We start from the raw sequence: 23156 nt of genomic DNA on the forward strand, positions 1-23156 counted from the left end.
CCCGATCCGGAATTAGGGATCGGACTTTCGTCGTGTTCTTCAATGGCAATTTTATTCACGGTCCACCCTGGGGCATTGAATTTCAAACCATCTATCCACATTGAGTTCCGCGCGCCATAGCCTTCTTGCCCTGGTATTACCGGGGCAGCTTGGCTTCGGCGAGGAATAGCTGCTGCTTGATATCCTTCTCCCATTGATAAATATGCTGATGAGACTGATACATGCCCCTTAGCTCTGAGAGAAGCCGATTCAGCTCGATTGCGGCGCCGATCGCATCTCCCAGTTTGACTGAGCTTTTGTATCGTTGATCTGCAGCTGATTTGCGTTTATTCATTTCAGCAATGGTCTTGTTCTCGGCGGTAATTCTGGTCTTATTGGCATATACAGGCTGCAGCGCATCCTTCACGAGCTTGGCTTTAGCTGCAGTCTGCTTCTTAGCTGCATCCAGCTCGTCATACTTCTTCTTGATTTCAAGGCGCGCTGCCGCGGCTTGCTCCTTGATCTGATTACGCTTGAGGTCGTACACAAGGGCGCCCTTGCTGTCCTTAGCCTTTCGAGCTGCTGCCGCCTTCTTCCCAAGCTCCGTATATTGCTTCAGGAGCGGGTCATGCTTCTCTTTCAGCTTCTCATAGGCCGTCTGCAGCTGATTCAGCTTGCTCTTGTCAATCTGCTTCACGGCCGCATTCACCTGATCCAGGCGTTCATTATTCTGCTTGCGGATGTAACTGACCTCGCCCTTAAGGACCTTTAGAGACAGCTCGGCCGCCTCATATCCGTCATACAGCCCTTCAACGCTTCGCAAGGCGGCGTCCCAAGCCGACGCCGAAGCCTTCCCTTCTCCCGCTGTACTGCCGATGAAGGCGACCGTGAGCAAGGTCATTACCCCCACTTTCACCCATCGTTTCAGCCCTTGAATAAACATATGATCCTCTCCTTCTACTGTCATTACGCAACAAAAAACACCCCGCCAAACAAGCTGCATCAGCTCGTTCAGCGAGGTGCTTCTCCCGCAGTAACGTATTGAATTCCAATATACTCCAGTTCAAACGACTCGTCAAGCTTAAACAAGAACATTTGTTCTAAGCAGCTCTTTCCCTCACAATATAGGTGATAACAGTCGCGAGATCGCTTCCTTTAACCGTACCCATTTGGAGAGAGCGTGGTATTTGTCCAGAGTCAAGAGTGTGGAAACCTCCAGATCCTTGCGGAATTCATCATTAAGGCGGCAGGCAATCGTTTCGTCATAGATGAAGGCATTGACCTCAAAATTTAAGCGAAAGCTTCGGTAATCAATATTTGCCGTGCCGACCGAAGCCACCTTATCATCGACAACCAGCGTCTTGGCATGCACAAAGCCGTTGTTATATTGATAAACATTCGCTCCCGCCTTCAGGAGCTCTCCAATGTAAGAGAGCGTGGCCCAGTACACGAACATATGATCCGGCTTGTCCGGAATCATAATATTGACCTCAACCCCGGACAGGCATGCCACCCGCAGAGCATCCAGCATACTGGGATCGGGTATGAAGTACGGCGTTTGAATAAAGATGGAATCTCTGGCGGAGGTAATCATTTTGAGATAACCATTCTTAATATGCTCATACTCGCTGTCCGGTCCGCTGGATACGATTTGCATGCCAACAAGTCCGCCTTCAGGCACCTCCGGAAATAAGGAGGGAAAATACGTGATGTCATGCTCCTGTGATGCCTGATTCCAGTCGAGCACGAAGCGGGTCTGAATCGAATACACCGCGGTCCCCTGCAGCCTTAAATGCGTGTCGCGCCAGTATCCGAACTTCGGATCCAGCCCCAGGTATTCATCTCCGACATTAAATCCGCCGATATAGCCGACCTTGCCATCAATGATAACGAGCTTCCGGTGGTTCCGGTAATTCAGCCGGAGGTTGATCAATCTGAACTTGGATGGAAAAAAAGCCTCAGCCTGGCCGCCAGATTCCCGCAGCTCCTTCAGAAATCTTTTGCCGATCCCTCTGGAGCCCAGCTCATCATACAGAACCCGGACGCGAACCCCTTCTCTCGCCTTCTTGGACAAGAGATCCATGAGCTTCCTGCCCAGCTTGTCCTTGCGCATGATGTAGTACTGAATATGAATGAAATCGGTCGCCGCTTCAATGTCCCGGAACAGTGTTTCAAACTTTTGATGGCCATCTGTAATAATCTCCACCTTATTGTCTTCAGTCAGAAAAGCCTGATTGTTCAGCAGGTTCATGGTAATCAGGTCCTGGTACTCCTCCGAGATGCTGTTGCGGAACTCAAACTGCTGGGACCGAAACTGGGAAACCTGGGATTTCAGGCCTCGATCCAGGCCGCTTTTCTTATATTCTTCCCAATAGAACAGCTTTTTGCGTCTGAAATTTTGGGCGAGAAACAGGTACAGAATAAAGCCGGCAATCGGAATCAGCAGCAGAACGAGTAGCCAGGCCCATGTAGATCCAATGTCCCGCCTGCCCTGAAAAATGACAACCATTGCAAATGTGATGTTAAGCAAAATAATGAACCCGAATATACCGCTGGACAAGCTCATATGTTCATTCCTCTTCCTTTATCTATGTAATGAAAAGAATGCTGTTTTCCAGGGTTCTTTCCGGTGACCCCTAATATACAACAATAACAATAGGAGCGTGGTTCTGTCCACTAGCGGCCTGTAACCGTTTTGACATTCATACCTTCAATATTGTCTGATCAATAAAAAATCCCCTGGAGCGTGATCTCCAGGGGATTTTAAGTGATGATTGAATGCAGATGCTACAGCTTCTGCTCCGACATGCTCGGACGATAACGAAGGCGGGAGGCAAGACCATGTCTTGGCGAGCACAGAAAGCTGAACAAGAACACCAATCCCGTAGCAAAGGCCATGGAGCCGGAGATGGACGTGTCCAGCCAGACGGCGATATAGTAGCCCGTAATGGCCGAGATCACACCAAACATGGCACTAAGCCCGATCATTACAGACAGACGATCTGTCCATAGATAAGCGGAGGCTGCCGGTGTAATAAGCATGGCCACAACCATAATGGCTCCAACCGCATCAAAGGCGGCCACCGTTGTCAGTGAAACCATGGACATAAACAGATAATGCATAAGCACCACCGGAATGCCAAGACTCGCGGCCAGCGCGGGGTCAAAGGATGTAATCTTCCACTCCTTGTAGAACAGCGCAATCACCGCAATGACCAGCAGAAGCACGATGGATAAGGTCAGCGTCGCTCGCGGCACCTCTCCGAGTCCGGGAAGAGCGATCGTGTCCCATGGGATAAAAGTGATTTCGCCCATCAGCGCATGCTTGGTATCCAGATGCGCATTCCCGACCTGAGTTGCGATCAATACAACACCGATCGCGAACATCGTAGTAAATACAACACCGATCGAAGCATCCTGCTGAACACCTCGGGCGTGGAACCACTGCACCAGAACGGCTGTCAACAGGCCCGCAATCACTGCGCCAATCAGCATATGAATGCCGCTCAGCTCTCGTGTGATCAAATAAGCAACCACAATGCCTAGCAGCACACTGTGGCTGATGGCATCGGCCATCATAGCCATCTTTCTCAGAATAAGCAGGGCCCCGATGATCCCGCAGGAAAGACCGACTAGAGAGGCGGTAAGGAGAATCCACATGGCATAGGTCATGTTAGTCTGCCTCCTTCACGTGAACGGTCTTGTGCTGCCAGGTACTATGCTGGTATTGTTTCTTCTGACTGCGAAGCTGAAGCGCCTGAACGAGAAGCCCTTTCTCAGCTCCAAATACAAGGGAGACGAGGAAAATGGCCGATGAGGTCAGCACGACAAACGGTCCTGTGGGCCAGCCGCTGCCCAGCGAGCTCAGCAGGCTGCCGCTCATCCCGGCCATGCCCCCGAACAATCCGGAGGTGACCACCATCGTCTTGAACGAGTGGCTCCAGTATCTCGCACTGACCGCGGGAATAATGAGGAGCGCAGCCATCAAGATGACGCCAACGGCTTGAATGCCGATGACAATGACGAGAACGAGAACCGATAGATAAATGTTGTTCATCCATCTCGCAGATAAGCCAAGCCCTTTCGCAAAGCCGGGATCGAACAGAAACAGCTTCCATTCTTTAAAGCCGATAAATACCACGAGAATGACCAGCACCGCCATGCCGAGCATAATATACACATCCTGCCGAACCATCGATGCAGCCTGCCCGAATATAAATCCGTCAAGGCCGCTCTGGCTTCCGCCAGCAGAACGACTAACCAGGGTCAGCATCATGATGCCAAATCCGAAAAACACAGATAATATAATGCCCATCGCAGTATCCTCTTTAATCCTGCTGGAGGAGCGAATGCCCTGAATCATGAGCGCACCCAGCAAAGAGCTGATTGCAGCACCGATAAGCAGCACGGGCAGGCTCTTGACTCCAGTGAGCGCAAAGGCAATAACTACGCCAGGCAGGGCGGCGTGAGACAATGCGTCACTCATGAGGCTCTGTCTCTTCCAATAGGCCAGGCAGCCGATCATCCCCGCAGCCATGCCTAAGATCAACGTACTGAGCAGGACCCACTGTGTATTCGGCGATAACCAAGATAACATTCGTTACGCCTCCTTCATCCAGCGCAATGTTCCGCCGTAGGTACGGTAAACATTCTCCTGTGTAAATACTTCCTCCGTGGGTCCGTGAGCCCATACCGAGCGGTTCAGCAGCAGTACATGATCGAAATAATCCTCCACCGTCTGGAGGTCATGATGCACGACCATCACGGTCTTGCCTCTATCTTTAAGCTCCTTTAAGGTATGCATAATCGCTTTCTCGGTTGCGGCATCAACCCCGGCAAGCGGTTCATCCATAAAATACAGATCTGCTTCCTGTACCAGCGCCCGAGCCAGAAACACCCGCTGCTGCTGACCGCCGGACAGCTGACTGATCTGCCGATTAGCGTAGTCGGCCATCCCCATTTGCTCCAGACATGCCATAGCGCGCTCACGATGAGAGCGGTTTGGACGTCGAAGCCAGCCTATTTGGCCATAGAGCCCCATGGTGACGACATCTAATGCATTCGTTGGAAAATCCCAATCCACCGAGCCCCGCTGCGGAACGTAACCGATCCGCTTCTTCATCTTCTGCAGAGAAGAGCCGAAGAAAGCGGTGGAGCCGGAGAGCTTCGGATGAAGCTCCAGCAGCACCTTGAGCAGAGTTGACTTCCCGGCACCGTTAGGTCCAATGATGGCCGTCAGCGTGCCAGGCTCAACCGTAAAATTCACATCTTTAAGTACTTGATTCTTCCGGTATGATGCGGTTATGCCTTGAACCTCAATCACACTCATGCATTACTCTCCCTTTCCGGCCAGCGCCTCATAGATGATGTTGACATTGTGTCTGTACATGCCCAGGTAGGTTCCTTCTGCGGTTCCCTCATCGCCCATCGCATCAGAGAACAGCTCACCGCCCAGCTTTACATCCAGCCCTTTACTGGACGCTCCCTCCACTACCGCTTCAACGGACTTGGAATTAATGCTGCTTTCTACAAATACGGCAGGAACCTGATGCTGCATTAAAATATCAATCGTCTGATCAATATCCGATACGCTGATCTCATCCTCCGTGCTCAGTCCCTGGAGTCCAACAACCTCCATATCATAGGCTCTGCCGAAATAGCCGAACGCATCATGTGCCGTTACGATCACGCGATGATTCTCGGGGATTGAAGCCAGCTTCTCCTGAGCTTCCTGCTTGAGCGCCTGCAGTTCTTCGAAATATTTCAGCTTATTGTTCTCAAATTCCTCTGCATGCTCCGGAGCAAATGTCTTCATCTCCTCGACCGCTGCCGTTAATGAAACCTCCCATAACTCGAGGTCGAACCAGACATGAGGGTCAATAGCGCCTGTATCATCGGTCAGAAGCTGATCCTCGGATACAGATTCACTAATCGCAACTACAGGTCTGGATTTGCCAATCTGCTCAAATACTTCCGTCATATTTCCTTCTAAATGCAGCCCGCTGTAAAACACAATATCTGCTTGGTCGAGTTTGCTGATGTCACCTTGAGTAGCGTTGTAAAGATGAGGATCAACACCAGGACCCATAAGACTGGACACCTGCACCTTGTCACCGCCGATGACAGAAACCGGCTCTGCAATTTGAGCGATCGTGGTAACAATGTTGATTTTGCCTTCAGCCGTACTGCCGTTTTTCTCATTTGAGCCGGCACAGCCAGCCAAAGCCAGCACCAGAATGAGCATTGCAGGAATCCAAACCTTCTTCATTTGAGACAACATCTTCAAATTTCCCCCTTAACCATATTATTCATTATTGTGTGGGATGAAACAATTAAATTTCCCTCGGGCAAAATATATGCTTGATAACAAAATAACGTGATTATTGCGGTTTGTCAACGATTTTTCTCATGGGCAACATTTATAGTGTACGCTAACTAATTCTGAGCGTTGCAAAGACCCCGATACTTCCTCTTTCGATTCAAAAGAAGGTGAATGCTTTAAATAACGCATGTGAGCTTTTTACTCAGCTTCGCTGAGATGTGCTTTCAGCCCTGCACAGTGGACTACATATCTTATTTGCTTTAGGATCAAACTGATTTATTCAAGGCTATTTTGGGCAAATAACCCTTACCCACCAGGCACTACAGCGTATTTGAAGGCGGTGATTTGTGACGAATCTGGGAACACTCGTGAATATTTGAACAAAGTTTGAACTCACTAAAAACCGCATAACGACAGGGTTTTGCTCTTCTTGAGGGTCTTTTTGAAACAATTTGATCACAAAACGTTACGGTGTTCGTCAAAGTTAAACCATAAAATGTTAAATATACAATGTAATGGGTTTTGCAACGAATGAAAATAGTCATTACTATAGGATTATGAAGTGACAAGCGAATGTGAGATTTAATATGTCAGAAAGGGGTACACCATGAAAAAACGAGGGCCGTTATTTGCATTGTTGATGAGTATAACCTTGCTTTTATCGGGCTGTAGTTCATTGACCGTCTTGGATCCGAAAGGTCCGGCTGCAAGGACCCTGTCCGATACAATCATATTTTCTATCTTCATGATGGTCGGCATTCTGGCTGTGGTATACGTTCTTTACATCTATATGCTGGTCAAATACCGCGCTAGAAAATCCAATGAAGGCTACGAGCCGCCGCACGATGAGGGCAGCAAGCTGCTGGAGATTACATGGACGATTATTCCGATCATTATTGTAATCATCCTTTCCGTAGTGACAGTCAAATCAACCATAGCTGTTGAGAACGTGCCGGAGGGCTATGAAGATCAGGAGCCGCTGGTTATCTACGCTTCCACCTCCAACTGGAAATGGCATTTCAGCTATCCGGAACAAGGCATTGAGACTGTCAATTATGTGAACCTCCCGACCAACCGTGCTATCGAGTTCCGCATGTATTCTTACGGTCCGATTACGAGCTTGTGGATTCCACAGCTTGCCGGTCAGAAATATGCCATGAGTGACATGGTTACGAAGATTAACATGGTAGCAGACGTTCCGGGCTCATATATGGGTAAGAACGCAAACTTTAGTGGTGAAGGCTTCGCCCACATGGACTTTGAAGCGCTGGCGATGCCTGCTGCTGAATTTGAAGAGTGGGTAGAAGACGTGAAGGCGAATGAGAAGGATCTGACCGAGGAGCAGTTTGATGACCTTCTGGTGACCCCTCATGTTGGCAGAATGTCCTTCTCCAGCACGCATCTCGAATTCAGTCCTCCGCCGGAGGATGGCCACCATTCCAATGGTCATACAGATCATCAGGATAAGAAGCAGAAGTTCCCGGAGCCAGCAACCTCTGAAGAGGAAGTGGAGTTCGATGGCGAGCCCAATGTCGAGCCGGACACTTCTAATGAAGATTCTACTCACAACAACCACGAAGGTCACTAGGGACTGATGAGGCTGAGGCAGACGGCGTAGATTTGCGTTTATTGCCCCTCTCCCCTGTACATCCTGAAAGGAGATAAGCCCTTATGAAATGGGACGAATTTTTCGTTACCGGTGAACCATTAATCTATGGCGCCATGGTTAGTATCGTTCTCGTTTCCCTGGCCATTGTAGTAGGCTTGACCTACTTCAAGAAATGGGGATACCTGTGGAAAGAATGGCTGACAACCGTTGATCATAAAAAAATCGGGGTCATGTACATTTTGGCTGCACTCATCATGCTGTTCCGCGGCGGCGTCGATGCGATTATGATGCGGGCGCAAACGTCCATGCCGGATATGAAGTTCCTGGACGGACAGCACTACAATGAGATTTTTACAACTCACGGGGTTATTATGATCCTGTTTATGGCGATGCCATTTATTTTCGGCCTGATGAACGTTATCATCCCGCTCCAGATCGGGGCGCGCGACGTTGCTTTCCCTCGGCTGAATGCGATCAGCTTCTGGCTCTTCTTCGCCGGAGCGATGCTCTTTAACATCTCGTTTGTGATCGGGGGCTCTCCGGATGCCGGCTGGTCGGCATACTTCCCGCTCGCCGGACCTGAGCTGAGCCCGCATGTGGGGAACAACTATTACTCGTTATCCATCCAGATTTCAGGGATTGGTACTTTGATGACCGGTGTGAACTTTATTGTCACCATCCTCAAGATGCGTGCACCGGGCATGACGCTGATGAAGATGCCGATGTTCACCTGGTCGGTTCTGATCACAAGCGTGATCATCATCTTCGCCTTCCCTGTCCTGACGATTGCATTGCTGCTGATGATGCTGGACCGTCAGTTCGGCACCCAATTCTTTACGATGCAGAACGGCGGCATGGATATGCTCTGGGCCAACCTGTTCTGGGTATGGGGACACCCTGAGGTTTACATTGTCGTACTGCCGGCATTCGGGATTTTCAGTGAGATCATCTCGACCTTTGCCAGAAAAAATCTGTACGGCTACACCTCCATGGTACTCAGTATGCTCGTCATCTCTGCCCTGTCCTTTATCGTATGGGCTCACCATTTCTACACGATGGGTCAAGGTGCTATGGTCAACGGCTTCTTCTCCATCACCACGATGGCGATTGCTGTACCGACCGGGGTAAAAATATTCAACTGGCTCTTTACGCTCCATCGAGGGCGAATCCAGTTTACGACACCTATGCTGTATTCCCTGGCCTTCATTCCGATCTTTACGATCGGCGGGGTAACCGGCGTTATGCTGGCTATGGCCAGTGCCGACTACCAGTATCATAATACGATGTTCCTGGTGGCGCATTTCCACTATGTGCTCATCCCGGGTACCGTGTTTGCCGTCATCGCCGGCTTCCACTACTGGTTCCCGAAAGTGTTCGGCTTCCGCTTGAACGAGCGTAAAGGCAAAACCGCTTTCTGGTTCATTATTATCTCGTTTAACGTGACCTTCTTCCCACTGTTCTTCCTGGGTCTGCAGGGCATGACGCGCCGGATGTACACGTATTCGGAAGAGACCGGCTTCGGTCCGCTGAATATGCTGTCGATGGTAGGTGCGATCGGCTTGACCATCGGGTTTATCCTGCTGGTGTACAACATTTACTGGAGTACCCGCTACGAGCCGCGTGACAAGACCGGCGATCCTTGGGACGGACGCTCTCTGGAATGGTCCATTCCAAGTCCGGCTCCCGTGTATAACTTCGCCGTTGTTCCGGAAATTAAGCAGCGGGATGAATACTGGTTTGCCAAGAAAGAGAAGCGTTCCCTGTTTGATAAGAAAATTGAGAAGATTCATATGCCAAGCAATTCGGGCAAGCCATTTGTCCTTGGCATCGCGTTCTTCTTCCTCGGATTCTTCGTGGTATTCAGCTGGTGGAGCCTGGCGATCCCTGCCGGCCTGGCCGTTCTGATCATCATGGCCACCATGTCCTTTGACAGAGACCACGGCTACTACATTCCAGCGGAAGAAGTCGCCCAAACTGAAAAGAAACTGCGGGGTGATACGGTATGAAGATAGATGCCACTCAGCCTCTGGAATATGGAACGGAAGAGAACCGCAATAAGATCTTTGGGTTCTGGTTGTTCCTTGGCGCGGAGATTGCACTGTTCGCGACACTGTTTACCGTATACTTTGTTCTGGTTGACCGGTATGCTTCCGGTCCGAACGGCGCCGAGATCTTTGAGATCGGCCCCGTTCTGGCCGAAACCTTTATCCTCCTGACCTCCAGCTTCACGATCGGCCTGGCGGTTCACGCCATGCGTCTGGGGCTGAAGAAGCAGATGATGATGTTTATGATCATCACGCTGGCATTGGGAGCGGTCTTCCTGGGCATTGAGATTTTCGAATTTTTCACGTACGTTCATGAAGGGGCTACGATTACTACAAGTGCATTCTTGTCCAGCTTGTTCACCTTGCTGGGAACGCACGGTGCTCACGTCACCTTCGGCTTGCTGTGGGGGATTGCCATCCTGGTCCAGCTGAGAAAGCATGGACTGGATCATAGCACAGCGAACAAATCGTTTATCTTCTCGCTGTACTGGCACTTCCTGGACGTCGTTTGGATCTTCATTTTCAGCTTCGTATATCTGAAAGGACTGATGTGACATGTTGAAGCAGCTCTTTCCCATCAAGCACGTCGTTGGCTATGTGGCCTCCCTCGGCCTGACTGCTTTGGCACTGGTCGCATTGATGGACCTGCCCGAAGCTGTCAAAATGGCCATCCTGGTGGTCACTGCCATTCTACAGGCTACGCTCCAGCTGGTCCTGTTCATGCACATCGGTGAATCGGACGACAAGAGATCGCTGTATATCAATATATTCTTTGCCGTCTTCGTAGCCCTCGTCACCATCTTCGGCTCCCTCTTTATCTTCGTGTGGGGATGGTACGCTTAAGCTCGAAGGCCAATCGTTAGAAATACTCACAAAGAAGCTGCCTCGAAGATTAGATCTTCAAGGCAGCTTCTTTGTGCTTACGTAAGGTATTACAGATCATCAATAATCTTTTCTTCATCCAAATCGGGCTTAAGACCTCTGCGGCGGCTGCGAAGCCAGTGCTCCGACAGAAATTGAACATATCGGTCATCGCGGCAGAGCCAGGCCCCATAGTGTCGTTTGATATGACGCTCGGCGTCTTCAAAGGAAGGGAAGTCAAACGGCAGCGCCTCCTTGTCCCATTCCGCCGTCCAGTTGCCGGAGCCGGATTGATACAATAGGATGTTGCTCTTCCCCGGTGTGTCGTAGAGCACGCCGTGCTCGGAAGCTTTTACGTTATAGGCGTTTCGGGGTGCATCCAGCGGCAGAGGGTCCAGCTCAAACGGCTCTGCCGCATATAAGCGGAACACCTCTTCGTTCATCGTACAGCCCGCTGCCTTGGCATGCCCGCCTCCGCCATAGCGCTTGGCAATGTCCGCTACATCCATATGATCGTGGATCGTTCTCAGACTCATGCGCCGTCCACCCAGGTTCAGAATGGCAATATAATCAAGATGAGGGTTGCCCTTGCCCAGCTCACTCGCCAGCTCGGAATGATAGCTCTCTGCGTACACAATTCCCACGCACTCCTCACCAATAAAGGTCTGAGTCATCTCCCGGCGCTTGCGGCGGATATAACGTTCAATCTTGTCCTCTTCCAGCGTCAGCAGCTTCTCCTCAAACTCATCAAAGGCAAAGTGACTGCTGCCCTGAAGGCGGCTTAACATGCGGGTCTCAAACTGCTCGGGAGACAGCAGATAAAATAGATCATTCAGCCGCTTCGCCTCGATTTCACCTACCTTCTCCCACTCCCATGTATCATATAAGCGGACCCATTCTACAAATTGATCCAGTGAGGGTGAAGGCTGCAGCCACTCCCGGGACTGCATATATTCATAAAGCAAGGAGGTGGCAGATGCAGTACGTCCATCCTCATGATGAATGTGAACGCTCCCCCATTCGTGTGCATTCAGATGCAGTGAGGTCTTATGGTGATCCAGCAGCATCACCTTCCCGCCCGACGTGACAAACCTATTTATGCGCGCTTCGATCTCCGGACTCACAGCAAGATCCGTAATCAGAAGCATATTCTCCGGCTGGTTCTGCTCCGCCTGCTGAAGCAAATACCGTTCTACCTGCGCATTTAAGCTATGAACTGCATGATACCGCACCTCAACCTTGGATCCAAACGCCAGCCTGGCAAGAATTCCACAGCTCACCCCGTCCAGATCATTATGGCTATATAAGTGAAACAATAGGAACGCTCCTTCACAATTAAAAATGAGGCAGACCTTAGCTGCCTCATTAACATTCCCGTCTATTTTCCAAAATACTCAATCGGCTCTTGGTCCCTTGGACGATTCTACAGTATACACCCCGTGGGTGCTGCTGACATGATAGTCAGGCTTGGGCTTGCCAATCTTCGCCTTATGGCCTTGAATGTGCGCTTCACTCGTTTCCCAGCGCTTCCATGCTTCTTTGGATTCCCACCGGATGACCACCATAATTTCTTCCGTTTCATCCTGGCGCCGCTTCTCCTTCACCATGACGCTGAGATCGATAAAGCCCTCGATCTTCTCAATCTCACCGGGACCGGTGAAGTTGTCCACCACATGATGTGAATGACCAGCAGTAACTACGATCGTCTTGACCTCTACGAACATGAACAGCACTCCCTTGTATGAAAATAGTCCTCCTGACAGCCAGTCGCTCACTGATCAGATATGAATATCCTCATTGTAAATGATAAAGATTATCATTGTCAAAGAGCGCATGTCTCAATTTCAAACCCGAGATCCTCAATCATCGACCAATCAGACTGCTGATCTTGTCCATCTGTGGTCAAATAGTCACCGACAAAGATCGAATTAGCTGCATAAAGTCCCAGCGGCTGCAGCGATCGTAGGTTGATCTCGCGCCCTCCGGCAATCCGGATTTCTGCGGAGGGGTTCACCATTCGCATCATTGCAAGCCGCTTCAGGCACTGAACAGGGGTGAGCTCCTTGACGCCTTGCAGCGGTGTGCCCTCAATCGAGTTCAGAAAATTACAAGGAATGGATTCAGCCCCCAGCTCACGCAGTGCAAATGCCATCTCTACCGCTTCCTCTTCACGTTCACCCATGCCAAAAATAACTCCGGAGCAAGGTGAAATGCCGACGGCCTTCACTTGATTCACGGTATCCACCCGATCCTCATACTGATGCGTCGTTGTAATGCGGCTGAAATGGTCCTTCGACGTATTCAGGTTATGGTTGTAGCGATGCACTCCGGCCTCAGCCAGCTGACCTGCCTGATCCTCATTCAGGAAGCCCAGGCAGCAGCAAATTTTCAGGTCGGTGGTGGCTCGTATTTCCTTCACAGCCTCTGCCACATGTCGCACCTCCTTATCCGTCGGGCGTCGGCCGGAAGCGACAATGCAGTAGGTACCGGCTTTACGGCGAATCGACTCCTGCGCACCCTCCAGGATCTTCTCCTTGGTCAGCCAGGCATATTTGTCAATGGGTGCTTCCGAAACGATCGACTGGGAGCAATATCCACAGTCCTCCGGACATAACCCGGATTTGGCGTTAATAATCATGTTCAGCTTGACCCGGTTTCCGAAATAATGACGCCGAACTTCATAAGCCGCCTGCATTAAGGACAGCAGCTCCTCATCGGGACATTGAAGAATAGCCAGGGCATCCTGGGGTAGAAGGTCTTGCTTCTGCAGCACTTGAGCGGCCATGTGCTGCCAGCGGTTCGGGGTTAAGGTTATCATCCGTTGTACTCCCTTACTTATATTGTTAACTCAAATATCATATTATCAAGTTAACAATAGACTGGCAAGACTAGGATGAAGCGCTTTTGCGAACGAGAATATAAAAAAGAAGCTGCCAGCATCTCTCGACACGGACAGCTTCTCCTATGGCTCATGGTGCACGGGATGGAAGCAGATTGACATACTCATCAGACAGCTTCATGATTTGCAATATAAAATCATAATCATTTCGGTAAGCCGAGAAATCCTCTACAGGCTCCAGGGTATCCAGCGATACTGCTCTGCCGTCTTCAAATCCATTACCGGGAATGAACAGAATTTCATCGTTCAGAAAAGAGCCCGTTGGCAAGTAGTATCGCATCCCCGTCACATTATGATCAATGTTCAGCAGGTCTTGACCAAAGGCTGTGAAGCCTTCTTTTTCCAAAGAAATCCCCATAATGTTTGCCACCGTCGGAAGAATATCAATCTGCCCTCCGGTGCGCTCGATGGTCTTGCCGCCCTGCTGCCCCGGAATACGTATCACAAGCGGCACGTTCAGCCGGCTGACATCATCCTCGTAAGGAATATTTAGCGTGGATGAAATGAGGCTCGCCGGGGTTTCGGCGGGGTTGATGCCAAAATGATCTCCATACACAACAAGCACCGTATTTTCCCATAGCCCCTGCTGCTTCAAAGCGTCAACCAATAGGCCAAGCGCATAGTCCGAGTAGTTCACAGCATCCAGATAATGTCCAAGCTGGGTCCCTTGCAGTTCAGCAGGGATGTCAATCTTGGATCGGTCCTCCGGTACGATAAAGGGAGAATGGCTGGATACCGCAATAAAATGGCCGTAGAAGGACTTGCCGGTTTCTTGCACTTCGATCAGCTTTTGCAGTCCGGTTCTGTACATCTCCTCATCCGAAGCGCCAAAGTCGTTAAACTGGTCATTGTTGAAGCTCGGCTTATCGTAATATTGATCAAAGCCTAGAGCCGGGTACAGCTGTGTACGATTCCAGAAGGCGGCATCATTTACGTGAAAGGTACTGGAGATATAATTCCGCTCCGCCAAGAGCTTGGGCAGACTCGGCAGCTGTTTATGGCCGAACCCCTTGGACATCGCAATCGACCCTGCAGGATAGATCGACGTATTGATTAGAAATTCCGCATCCGACGTATTCCCTTGGCCAATCTGCTGAAAAACATTCGGAAAGTACAGCCCCTCATCAGCGAGTGTGTTCATCACCGGAGTAATTTCCTGTCCGTCCAGAAAAGCATGCAGCGGAAAGCGCTGCAGCGACTCCAGCTGTACGATCAGCAGGTTCATTCCCTCTCCGCTGCCGAAATAGTCAGGCTCTGCTCTGCTTTCGGTCTCATCCTGATACGTATAGGATGCTTTGAGCTCCTGCACCTTCTGTGCCGTCTCCTCCAAGCTGGTATCTGCCAGCGCTTTGGTGTCCCGCGCATCCCGGAGAGCTTCGGCCACCTGATAACTCACAAACCCCAGCTGTTCTGCGCGCACCTTCTCGTTCTCAATGGTCCAGCTTCTGGTCATCGCCACTGCCGACAATCCGAGGGATGAGATCAGTATGAGTGCCATCGAGAGCTTCCAGAGCTTTGACGGTCTCTTTCCTGCTTCGCGGGTGCCAAAGGAAAGCGCACTTCGATGTCTTCTGCGAACCGCCACGGCTCGAGCTGCGCGAGCTACCAGCAGCGCCGCCAGATCGATAAAGAATAGAAACTGCTCCGGACGCAGCAGCGTATGGACACTGCCCTTTACCTGATTGACCTGACCCAGTCCGGAAAGCGCTGTGTAGGTCGGGACGGAGCCGAAATATGCGACGTACACGACGGAAGCAAACAACAGGATTGAAATGATTCCATTAAACATCCAGTAGACCAGCGGCCTGACTTTAGCACTGATCGACAGCTCCAGCAATGCGAGTAAGCCTGCAACCGAGATCACATCCCAGATGATCCTGCCCCATTCAATATCCTTGAAAACAAACCATCTGAACAATAGCAGCTTGAGCAGCAGCAGAACAAGCATGCCGCTATACCAGAGCAATCCGGTTCTTGGTGATGTATTCATCGTGTACTCTTCCTTTATGATTGTTATTTTTACATACTTCGGTATTTATTTTTACAATAGTCATTATTATATCAGCAAAATAACACCCAAACCAATAGCGGCAGCCGAAGAGCCTGGAAATGCCCAATCAAGACTCCTCTGGTCATCACCACAAGCGCACCTCCAGCATTTCACGTATCATAGAGCATCCCAACCAAGGCTGGAGGTTGTTCCCGAACATGAAAGTAGTAGTTACCGGAGGTGCCGGATTCATTGGCTCGCATCTCGTGAACCGTCTGGTGATGAGCGGCTATGAGGTGCATGTACTTGATAATCTGGCCAGCGGCGATGCCGGGCGTCTTCATAATGAAGCGATCCTTCATGTCTGTGATGTTCGAAGTGAGTACGCTGCCTCCCGTCTTGTACAGATTAAGCCGGAGCTTATTTTCCACCTGGCGGCCCAGGCTGATGTACAAAGCTCCATTGCCAATCCTTGGCTGGATGCAGACACGAATATTTCAGGTACCTTAAGGCTCCTGGAAGCCGCCAAAGCAACAGGTGTACGGAAAATCATATTTGCCTCCACCTCCGGCGTTTATGGCGCGCTTAATCAGCCGCTCATTACAGAGGGGGACCCTGTGGCTCCGATTTCCTTCTACGCCTTGTCCAAGCTGTGTGGTGAGAGATATATCCAGCTGTACAGTCAGACCTTTGGTCTCGACTATACCATCCTGCGCTATGGCAATGTTTACGGACCGGGACAGACACCGAAAGGAGAAGGCGGTGTTATTTCCGTGTTTGGCGAACGGCTGGCGCAAGAGCTGCCTTTGAATGTGTACGGAGATGGTAATCAGACCCGTGATTTCATTTATGTACAGGATGTTGTAGGGGCCAATCTGGCCGCGATGTACAAGGGACATGGCGAGATTTTGCATGTAAGCACAGGACAGTCTACGAGTATCAACCGCTTAATTGACCTTCTTGCCAGTCGCCTAGCCAGAACCATTATCCCACACTATCATCCTGTCAAAGCCGGTGACGTTTATCATAGCTGTCTCTCCAGCACCAAGGCGCTGAAGGTACTCGACTGGAAGGCTCAGTATGATATGGAACAAGGGCTGGCGGAGACTGTGAAGGCTTGGCGTCTCTCCTCTTGATCCGGGCAGGTTCTTCGCGTATCCCCGTGATCCTGCGAGCGGGAAATCTTATCAAACATTTCAAAAGAGGTGGCACCCGGATCATCCCGGGTGCCACCTCTTAATTTATATGGAGTGCAGCATTTGCGCGAAATTCGCGGCATAGATGTGGGGGTTAAACGCTTGTTGGACATGGCCCTGCGCCTGGGTCCGGATCTGCTCCCGTAAAACTGAATCCTGCATCAGCCCTAACCCTTCATGGACGGCATTCTCTATATTCCCGAGCGTGTAAAATTTCCCGGTAACATTATGATATACCGAAGCGGAGACGCCGTCTGAATCTGTCGTTAAGACCGGACAGCGACAGCTCATCGCCTCCAGGATCCCATACGGGGCTCCTTCCACCTTGGAGGTGGAGCACAGAAACCCTCCCGAATCTCCGATCACTGAATAGTAATATGGCATATCGGCATTGGGGACATTCGAGAACAGGGTCAGACGTTTTTCGAGACTCAGCTCAGCAATGAGCTGCAAAAACTGCTCTCGTTCTGAAGGGATGCTTAGCTGAGGATCCTCGAACATCCACATGTTCAGTTCCGGGACGTATTGACTCAAGTGATATCCAATCCACAAAAACTCCCGCCAGTTTTTATTATCCTCAATTCGGCCGAGCCAGGCAATGACTGGTGATTGCGGTGCAGGAGCAGCATAGTAGGTAAAGCTCGTAGTATCGAAGCAATTATTAAAATTATACTGGGGAATATATGGGTACAGCTCGTTAAACAACGAGGAAATATGAGGCGTGCATGGATTTAGAAGCGCTGATGCGTGTGCGTTTACATAAGGTGCTGCCGATATTAATTGGGTACGCGCATAATCCTTAGGTCCATACCCTTGAATTTCCAAGATTAGCTTGCCAGTGTAGCCCAGCATTCGCAGCCGGGGAAAGCTGAGATGGTCTGTCGTGACGATGATGGCAGCATACTGGTGCAAATCCAGGTAATGCTTGATTTCAATGTCATTTCTGGTCACATAGATCGGGAAATCCACGGGATTCTGCATGCCGGACCCCCAAGTATAATACAAGCAGTGCGCTTCAATGCCCGCTAATCGAAGCGCACGGCAGCGTTGCCGATTCAAGGTCTCAACCCCGCCGCTCGGAGTATAATAAACAAATAATACCTTCATCTTTAGCAGGCCTCCCTTCTTTATTCCATCACACTGAAGTGGGAATTGGAGAACACCGCAATCAACTGTCCCTGGTCCTTGGCATAGACAGTAATGCCGGTCGTAAGAGAGGTGTTAATGTTTGTTACTAGCAGCAGGCTAAACGCCCGGTGGTGATTATAAATATCAGGAAGGCTGACCGTGCTTCCGGCAGCGGCGTGGACCAAGGTGACATAGAATATGCTCCCATCCGGATAATATCCGTGAACCAGCACATCAAAAGGCTCACTGCCATGGTTACTGATATATAGATCACTGCTTTGAATGTATCTGGCATCAATGGGGCTAAAGGGTGCAGCTTCCAAGCGAAATACCGACATGATGAATGACCTCCTTGTACAGACCAGAACCTCGCTTAGCCGATATTGTAAATCAGCGGGTCCGGCAGTACGTAATCTTTGGGCAGAGCGGAGACGATCTGATTCCATACGGCATAATCCACCAAGAGCTCGGGATTGGAGGTCTGAACGGCAAACCACCGATTATAGAGGTCGCTGATGACCTGATAGGCATCCGGATTCATATGACAGCCCTCCTGTCGTTATATTTTTCGTGCCAGAACTTCATGATAGGTCATAATCATCTGCTCCATCATTCGATCCATGGACCAGACCTCATTCGCATATGCCTGGCCATTTCTGCCCAGGGCTTGACGATACTCATCGTTGGCCAAGAGCAGTATCAGCTGCTCTGCAATGGCTCCGGCATCTCCCACCTGACTGATCAGTCCGGTGACTCCCTCCTGCACCATTTCCGGCAGCCCTCCCGCGTTGGACACTACGCATGGCAAGCCCGCCAGCTGTGCCTCCATCACGGAATACGGCTGGTTGTCCTGCACACAGGTATGAACGAAAATATCCGATTGCCCCAGCAGAGCCGGGATGTCATTTCGTGCCCCGTGAAATATAACGTACTCCTGCAGGCCCAGCTGCTGCGTCAACGCCTGAAGCGACGCCATAAGCTCTCCGTCACCAACGATCCAGCATACCCAATCGGATCTTCGGCGAGCCACGATGGCGAGCGCGGCAAGCAGCACATCAATCCCTTTGACAGGAACGAGTCTGGCGGGAAAAATGAACACTTTTTTGCCAGGGGGCCGCTGGATCAGAGTACCTCGCGCCATTTTGTCATAGAACGCCTCAGTTTCAATGCCATAAGGCAATACCTGAATCCGCTCTGACGCTACACCGTATTCTTTCACGAGGATGTTCTTGCTCCATTGATTCGCCGTTACTGTCAGATCGGAGGACATCGCGGATTGAAATTCCATCTCCGGGTAGTAGTTCCAGGTTGGAGAGCCGTTGGCTACCTGCAGCTCAGGACGCTTGCGAAAATGCTCATGCATCTCCCGGGCAACCGAACCGTGCACCTGTGAGATGAGCGGGATGTGCTTGGGCTTCACCCGATACAGTGCGCGGGCTGCGAAGATATCCTGTGTGTGGATGATGTCGTAGTGATCCAGTCCAAAAAAAGCTGCTGCCAGCTCCAGACTATAACGTTCAAATTCGTAGTATTTTAGATAGCTTTCGCTGTTCACAATCGGTGCTGTCACCAGATTCAGTTTCGTTCGCAGCATCGGCAGCAGGAGCTCCTTGGGCAGCTCCCGCCCTTGGTTGACAAGATAATAGGATGAGTAGTCCGGGCTATTGCCCAATAGGTCTACCTGATGCCCCATCATCACGAGCCGGTCATGCAGCTGCTGCATAAAGTTCCAGACCCCTCCAACATGAGGCACAAGCCACATCGTAGCCAGCAGTATTCTCATCTTTCTCTCCTCACCCGCCCAGTGCCCACCTTTGATTCAGGCTGGCTCTGTACATTTTCTTAAGCTTTCCGTATTCTCGCAAAATCGTTTTCTTATGCCGGACCGTTCCCATCCCGGAATGAACCCGGTACAGGGTAAGTGGCTCATGCAAATAACCAAACCGTGCGCCGTGCAGAATCATCCGTACCCACATGTCGTAATCATGAGTGTAACGCAGCCGTTCATTGAACAGGCCAAGGCTCATGAACAGATCCTTGCTCGCGACGACGGTGCAGCCGTTCACCGGATTGCTATACGTAAGCTGGCGCGCAAGATCAGCGGTTCCGCTCATGGGTATCCCGCAGGTAGGACGCGTAATGGCATGCTTGCTGTCAATGGTAGAGAAATCGGTGTAGCTCACTTGAAGTCCGTATTCCTGCATGAAGGCCATTTGCTGTTCCAGCTTGCTGTAATGAAACAGATCATCCGAGCTGAGCCATGCGATATATTCTCCGGAGGCATGCAGAATGCCGTGATTCAGCGCACTGGCGGTGCCTCCGTTTTTTTTGCCCAGATAGTGAATGGAGTCCCGAAAGGGTGTAATCCGATGGCTATGCTGGGAAGAACCGTCATCCACAACAACCACCTCGACATTAGGGTAGGTCTGTCCGCAGGCACTGGACAAGGCATGCTCAATATAGGGGCAGTTATAAAATGGAATGACGATTGTCACCTTCGGTGTCATCCATGCTTCCCTCCTTCTAATGTGCTTCATAAAGCTTTGCCTCCGCTGCAGCAGGCGGGTTAGTACACCTTATGCGAAGATTTCCCAAGGGAAGCGGCTTCCTGCCCTGTGCATTCATCCATTTCCACACAAAGAAAAACCGGATTCCCTAACAGGGACCCGGCATGTTGAATGACTTATGGATGTTATTGACAAGCTATAGCTGCGGCACACTTTCCCTCATGGGAGGAGCTGGTTCGCTGTGAGGCTGCTTATACCTCAGGAACCAGATTAAGCCGCACATCACGAAGAAGCCCCCGGCAAACTGCCAGGCATTCATGGTTTCGTGCAGGAGGATAAAGGCCAGCAGGCTTGCCCCGACCGGTTCCCCCAGCACACTCATCGAGACAACGGACGCGCTGGAGAAGCGCATCATCCAGTTAAACAGCAGATGGCCGAACACGGTCGGGACGATTGCCAGCAGCAGGAAGATTCCCCACTCCTTTGCGGGATAGCCTGTGACGGGAATGCCGAGAGCCATATTGTATACCCCCAAGCACATCGCTGCCGACAGAAACACCATCCAGCTGTACACGAGTGAGCTCATCCTGCTCATAAGCGATTGTCCCAGCAGCATATGAACGGCAACCGCGGCTGTACCTAGCAGTGACATCATATCGCCGGTAAAGCTGGCGTCAGAGCCCGAGACACGACTTGCGCCCATCAGCAGAAAAATGCCCATAAACGCTATAGCCACGCCGACAAGCGCAGATAAACTCGTCCGCTCCTTGAACCAGATATAAGCCCCCAGCATGACAAACACTGGCTCCAGCGCAAGAATCAGGGTCGAGCTGGCAACGCTGGTATAGCGTAAGGACCCCATCCAGAGCAGAAAATGCAGCGCCAGCATGAAGCCCGAGAGAAACAACAGGCCTAGCTGTTTAGGCGTAATTTGCTTGATTTCAGGTGCCTTGCGCCAAACAAAGGGCAGCATCATGAAGGCTGTCATAAAGAGACGGTACATCGCCTGCACCGACACCGGCGCCTCCGACCATTTTACGAATATGGATGAGAACGAGATGGCAGTGATGCCGATCAGCAGCAGGATGAGTACAGGAATCGGCGCTTTGCCCGATTTTATCATTGTGGGACCAGCCTTTCATGGTATAGTAGTAATGGTTTAATTTTTGGTAAGGAGCTTTTTATCCCATGATTTCGAAAAAAAACAAAACCCGTAATGATCCCATCAGCCCCCCGAAATTTCTCGCGCTGGGCTTCTCCGCCATCATCTTGACGGGCACCTTTCTCCTGGAGCTTCCGATGGCTACCGCCGATGGCACCCGCACCTCGTTGGCAGACGCCTTCTTCACCGCAGTCTCTGCCACGAGCGTAACCGGACTCGTCGTCGTCGATACCGGCACACATTGGTCCACGTTCGGCCAGATCGTGCTGCTGCTTCTGTTCCAGCTTGGCGGATTGGGATTTATGACCTCGGCTACCTGGATTGCGATGATGCTGAACCGCCGGATCTCGTTCCGTGAACGGATGATTCTGCAGGAAGCTATGGGACAGTATCAGATTCAGGGCATCGTCGATCTGATCCGCAAAGTGTTAGTGTATGCGTTCACTATTGAGGGCATTGGCGCTTTATTGCTGACGCTCAGGTTCTGGAGAGACATGCATTTTGATGAAGCTCTCTATTTAGGCATTTTCCAGAGTGTATCCATCTTTAATAATGCAGGCTTTGATCTGCTGGGCTCGATTCACGGGCCATTTGCCGGCTTCCCGGTATATGGTACGGATATTTATCTTAACCTGGTGAACATGGCTCTTATATTCCTGGGCGGGATTGGATTTATCGTCATGTTCGACGTGATGGAATATCCGAAATGCCGCAAGCTCTCCCTTCATTCCAAGGTCGTGCTGTCCGTCACCGGCTTTCTGATATTGCTCGGAGCGCTCTCCCTGTTCCTGCTAGAATACAGTAATGACGCTACCATTGGCAATATGACCTGGGGTGAAAAGTGGATGGCTGCTTTCTTCCAGTCCATCACCGCAAGATCCGGCGGCATCAGCACCATTGATATCGGAAGTATGCAGCAGTCCAGCCAGTTTTTCCTCATCATCCTGATGTTTATCGGCGCAGCGCCCGGCTCTACCGGCGGCGGCATCAAGGTCACGACCTTCGCTGTCCTGATCGGCGCTGTAATAAGCATGATTCAAGGAAAGCGGGATGTGGTCCTGTTCAAAAAAAGAATTCCGGAAGCGATGGTCTATCGCTCCCTGACCGTAACGATTATCGCCCTAATCGTGCTGGTAAGCTCCGCGATGTTCTTATCGGCTACTGAGGATCAGCAATTTCTAGTCATCTTTTTCGAGGCCGTTTCTGCCTTCGGCACCGTGGGCTTGTCCATGGGTATGACGCCGGAGCTGTCTGAGGTTGGCAAGGTGTTTGTGGCGCTGCTCATGTTTCTCGGGCGATTGGGTCCATTGACCCTCGCTTACGCTCTGACGCGCAAGAAGCACAAGGATTTGTACCGCCACCCGGAAGGCCGGATCATTATCGGTTAACCGTTAAGCGTATCTCTATAGAGGGCGGAGCCTGCGGGCGCCGCCCTTTCTCTATGCAGCTTGGTTTACC

22 protein-coding genes are annotated in these 23156 nt (G+C 50.9%); 6 read left to right on the forward strand and 16 right to left on the reverse strand.

All coding sequences use genetic code 11. The features are described from left to right. Positions 1-136 precede the first annotated feature (136 nt). The 6 genes from JJQ72_RS02910 to JJQ72_RS02935 all read right to left on the reverse strand — a co-directional run bounded on the left by JJQ72_RS02910 (position 137) and on the right by JJQ72_RS02935 (position 6259). Positions 137-922, reverse strand: a complete 786-nt coding sequence (locus tag JJQ72_RS02910) for a hypothetical protein (protein WP_208202706.1) — start codon at positions 920-922, stop codon at positions 137-139. A gap of 174 nt (positions 923-1096) precedes the next feature. Further along, on the reverse strand, positions 1097-2545 hold the full coding sequence (gene cls / locus JJQ72_RS02915; RefSeq protein ID WP_138225837.1) for a cardiolipin synthase: 1449 nt from the start codon (positions 2543-2545) through the stop codon (positions 1097-1099). Positions 2546-2766: 221 nt separating this feature from the next. Continuing rightward, positions 2767-3651 (reverse strand): metal ABC transporter permease, encoded by an 885-nt coding sequence (locus tag JJQ72_RS02920; RefSeq protein ID WP_208202707.1) that lies wholly within the window; start codon positions 3649-3651, stop codon positions 2767-2769. Between the two features lies 1 nt (position 3652). Beyond that, positions 3653-4576 (reverse strand): metal ABC transporter permease, encoded by a 924-nt coding sequence (locus JJQ72_RS02925; RefSeq protein WP_138225835.1) that lies wholly within the window; start codon positions 4574-4576, stop codon positions 3653-3655. 3 nt (positions 4577-4579) lie between these two features. Continuing rightward, positions 4580-5308: a metal ABC transporter ATP-binding protein gene (locus tag JJQ72_RS02930; RefSeq protein ID WP_138225834.1), complete on the reverse strand. Its 729-nt coding sequence runs from the start codon at positions 5306-5308 to the stop codon at positions 4580-4582. Between the two features lie 3 nt (positions 5309-5311). Next, on the reverse strand, positions 5312-6259 hold the full coding sequence (locus JJQ72_RS02935; RefSeq protein ID WP_208202708.1) for a metal ABC transporter solute-binding protein, Zn/Mn family: 948 nt from the start codon (positions 6257-6259) through the stop codon (positions 5312-5314). A 649-nt stretch (positions 6260-6908) separates the two neighbouring features. Between JJQ72_RS02935 and qoxA the strand changes: the two genes are divergently transcribed. The 4 genes from qoxA (at position 6909) to qoxD (ending at position 10798) form a co-directional block, all read left to right on the forward strand. Then, positions 6909-7889 carry a cytochrome aa3 quinol oxidase subunit II gene (qoxA, locus tag JJQ72_RS02940; RefSeq protein WP_138225832.1) on the forward strand — a complete coding sequence of 327 codons (981 nt, stop codon included), beginning with the start codon at positions 6909-6911 and terminating at the stop codon, positions 7887-7889. 83 nt (positions 7890-7972) lie between these two features. Next, positions 7973-9916, forward strand: a complete 1944-nt coding sequence (gene qoxB / locus JJQ72_RS02945) for a cytochrome aa3 quinol oxidase subunit I (RefSeq protein WP_138225831.1) — start codon at positions 7973-7975, stop codon at positions 9914-9916. After that, positions 9913-10509, forward strand: a complete 597-nt coding sequence (gene qoxC / locus JJQ72_RS02950; RefSeq protein ID WP_138225830.1) for a cytochrome aa3 quinol oxidase subunit III — start codon at positions 9913-9915, stop codon at positions 10507-10509. The genes qoxB and qoxC overlap by 4 nt, the downstream gene beginning before the upstream one ends. 1 nt (position 10510) lies before the next feature. Beyond that, positions 10511-10798: a cytochrome aa3 quinol oxidase subunit IV gene (gene qoxD, locus JJQ72_RS02955; protein WP_138225829.1), complete on the forward strand. Its 288-nt coding sequence runs from the start codon at positions 10511-10513 to the stop codon at positions 10796-10798. A gap of 89 nt (positions 10799-10887) precedes the next feature. Here qoxD and JJQ72_RS02960 read toward each other — a convergent pair whose 3' ends face one another. The 4 genes from JJQ72_RS02960 to JJQ72_RS02975 all read right to left on the reverse strand — a co-directional run bounded on the left by JJQ72_RS02960 (position 10888) and on the right by JJQ72_RS02975 (position 15705). Next, complete coding sequence (locus JJQ72_RS02960) at positions 10888-12132, reverse strand: DHH family phosphoesterase (protein WP_208202709.1); 1245 nt, start codon at positions 12130-12132, stop codon at positions 10888-10890. Between the two features lie 78 nt (positions 12133-12210). Beyond that, complete coding sequence (locus JJQ72_RS02965; RefSeq protein ID WP_138225827.1) at positions 12211-12540, reverse strand: antibiotic biosynthesis monooxygenase; 330 nt, start codon at positions 12538-12540, stop codon at positions 12211-12213. A gap of 98 nt (positions 12541-12638) precedes the next feature. Beyond that, a complete protein-coding gene (gene bioB / locus JJQ72_RS02970) occupies positions 12639-13601 on the reverse strand; it encodes a biotin synthase BioB (protein WP_481856820.1) in 963 nt (320 codons plus the stop codon). Between the two features lie 184 nt (positions 13602-13785). After that, entirely contained in the window at positions 13786-15705 is a 1920-nt protein-coding gene (locus JJQ72_RS02975) for an LTA synthase family protein (RefSeq protein WP_208202711.1), read from the reverse strand. Positions 15706-15923: 218 nt separating this feature from the next. On the opposite strand from JJQ72_RS02975, the gene JJQ72_RS02980 reads away from it, so the two are divergent. Beyond that, entirely contained in the window at positions 15924-16841 is a 918-nt protein-coding gene (locus JJQ72_RS02980; protein WP_208202712.1) for an NAD-dependent epimerase/dehydratase family protein, read from the forward strand. 105 nt (positions 16842-16946) lie between these two features. On the opposite strand, the gene JJQ72_RS02985 is transcribed toward JJQ72_RS02980, so the two are convergent. From JJQ72_RS02985 to JJQ72_RS03010, 6 genes are all read right to left on the reverse strand, one after another. Next, a complete protein-coding gene (locus JJQ72_RS02985; protein WP_208202713.1) occupies positions 16947-18008 on the reverse strand; it encodes a glycosyltransferase family 4 protein in 1062 nt (353 codons plus the stop codon). Positions 18009-18028: 20 nt separating this feature from the next. Beyond that, positions 18029-18367, reverse strand: a complete 339-nt coding sequence (locus JJQ72_RS02990) for a hypothetical protein (protein WP_138225822.1) — start codon at positions 18365-18367, stop codon at positions 18029-18031. A gap of 35 nt (positions 18368-18402) precedes the next feature. Then, positions 18403-18570 (reverse strand): hypothetical protein, encoded by a 168-nt coding sequence (locus JJQ72_RS02995; protein WP_208202714.1) that lies wholly within the window; start codon positions 18568-18570, stop codon positions 18403-18405. Positions 18571-18588: 18 nt separating this feature from the next. Beyond that, positions 18589-19812 carry a glycosyltransferase family 4 protein gene (locus tag JJQ72_RS03000; RefSeq protein WP_138225821.1) on the reverse strand — a complete coding sequence of 408 codons (1224 nt, stop codon included), beginning with the start codon at positions 19810-19812 and terminating at the stop codon, positions 18589-18591. Between the two features lie 10 nt (positions 19813-19822). Beyond that, positions 19823-20536 (reverse strand): glycosyltransferase family 2 protein, encoded by a 714-nt coding sequence (locus JJQ72_RS03005; RefSeq protein ID WP_138225820.1) that lies wholly within the window; start codon positions 20534-20536, stop codon positions 19823-19825. A 196-nt stretch (positions 20537-20732) separates the two neighbouring features. Next, a complete protein-coding gene (locus JJQ72_RS03010; protein WP_208202715.1) occupies positions 20733-21659 on the reverse strand; it encodes a DMT family transporter in 927 nt (308 codons plus the stop codon). Positions 21660-21724: 65 nt separating this feature from the next. On the opposite strand from JJQ72_RS03010, the gene JJQ72_RS03015 reads away from it, so the two are divergent. Further along, positions 21725-23086 carry a TrkH family potassium uptake protein gene (locus JJQ72_RS03015; protein ID WP_138225818.1) on the forward strand — a complete coding sequence of 454 codons (1362 nt, stop codon included), beginning with the start codon at positions 21725-21727 and terminating at the stop codon, positions 23084-23086. Positions 23087-23156: the final 70 nt, after the last annotated feature.

The sequence above is a fragment of the Paenibacillus sp. F411 genome (genome assembly GCF_017582705.1).
Taxonomy (GTDB): Bacteria; Bacillota; Bacilli; order Paenibacillales; family Paenibacillaceae; genus Paenibacillus_AQ; species Paenibacillus_AQ algicola.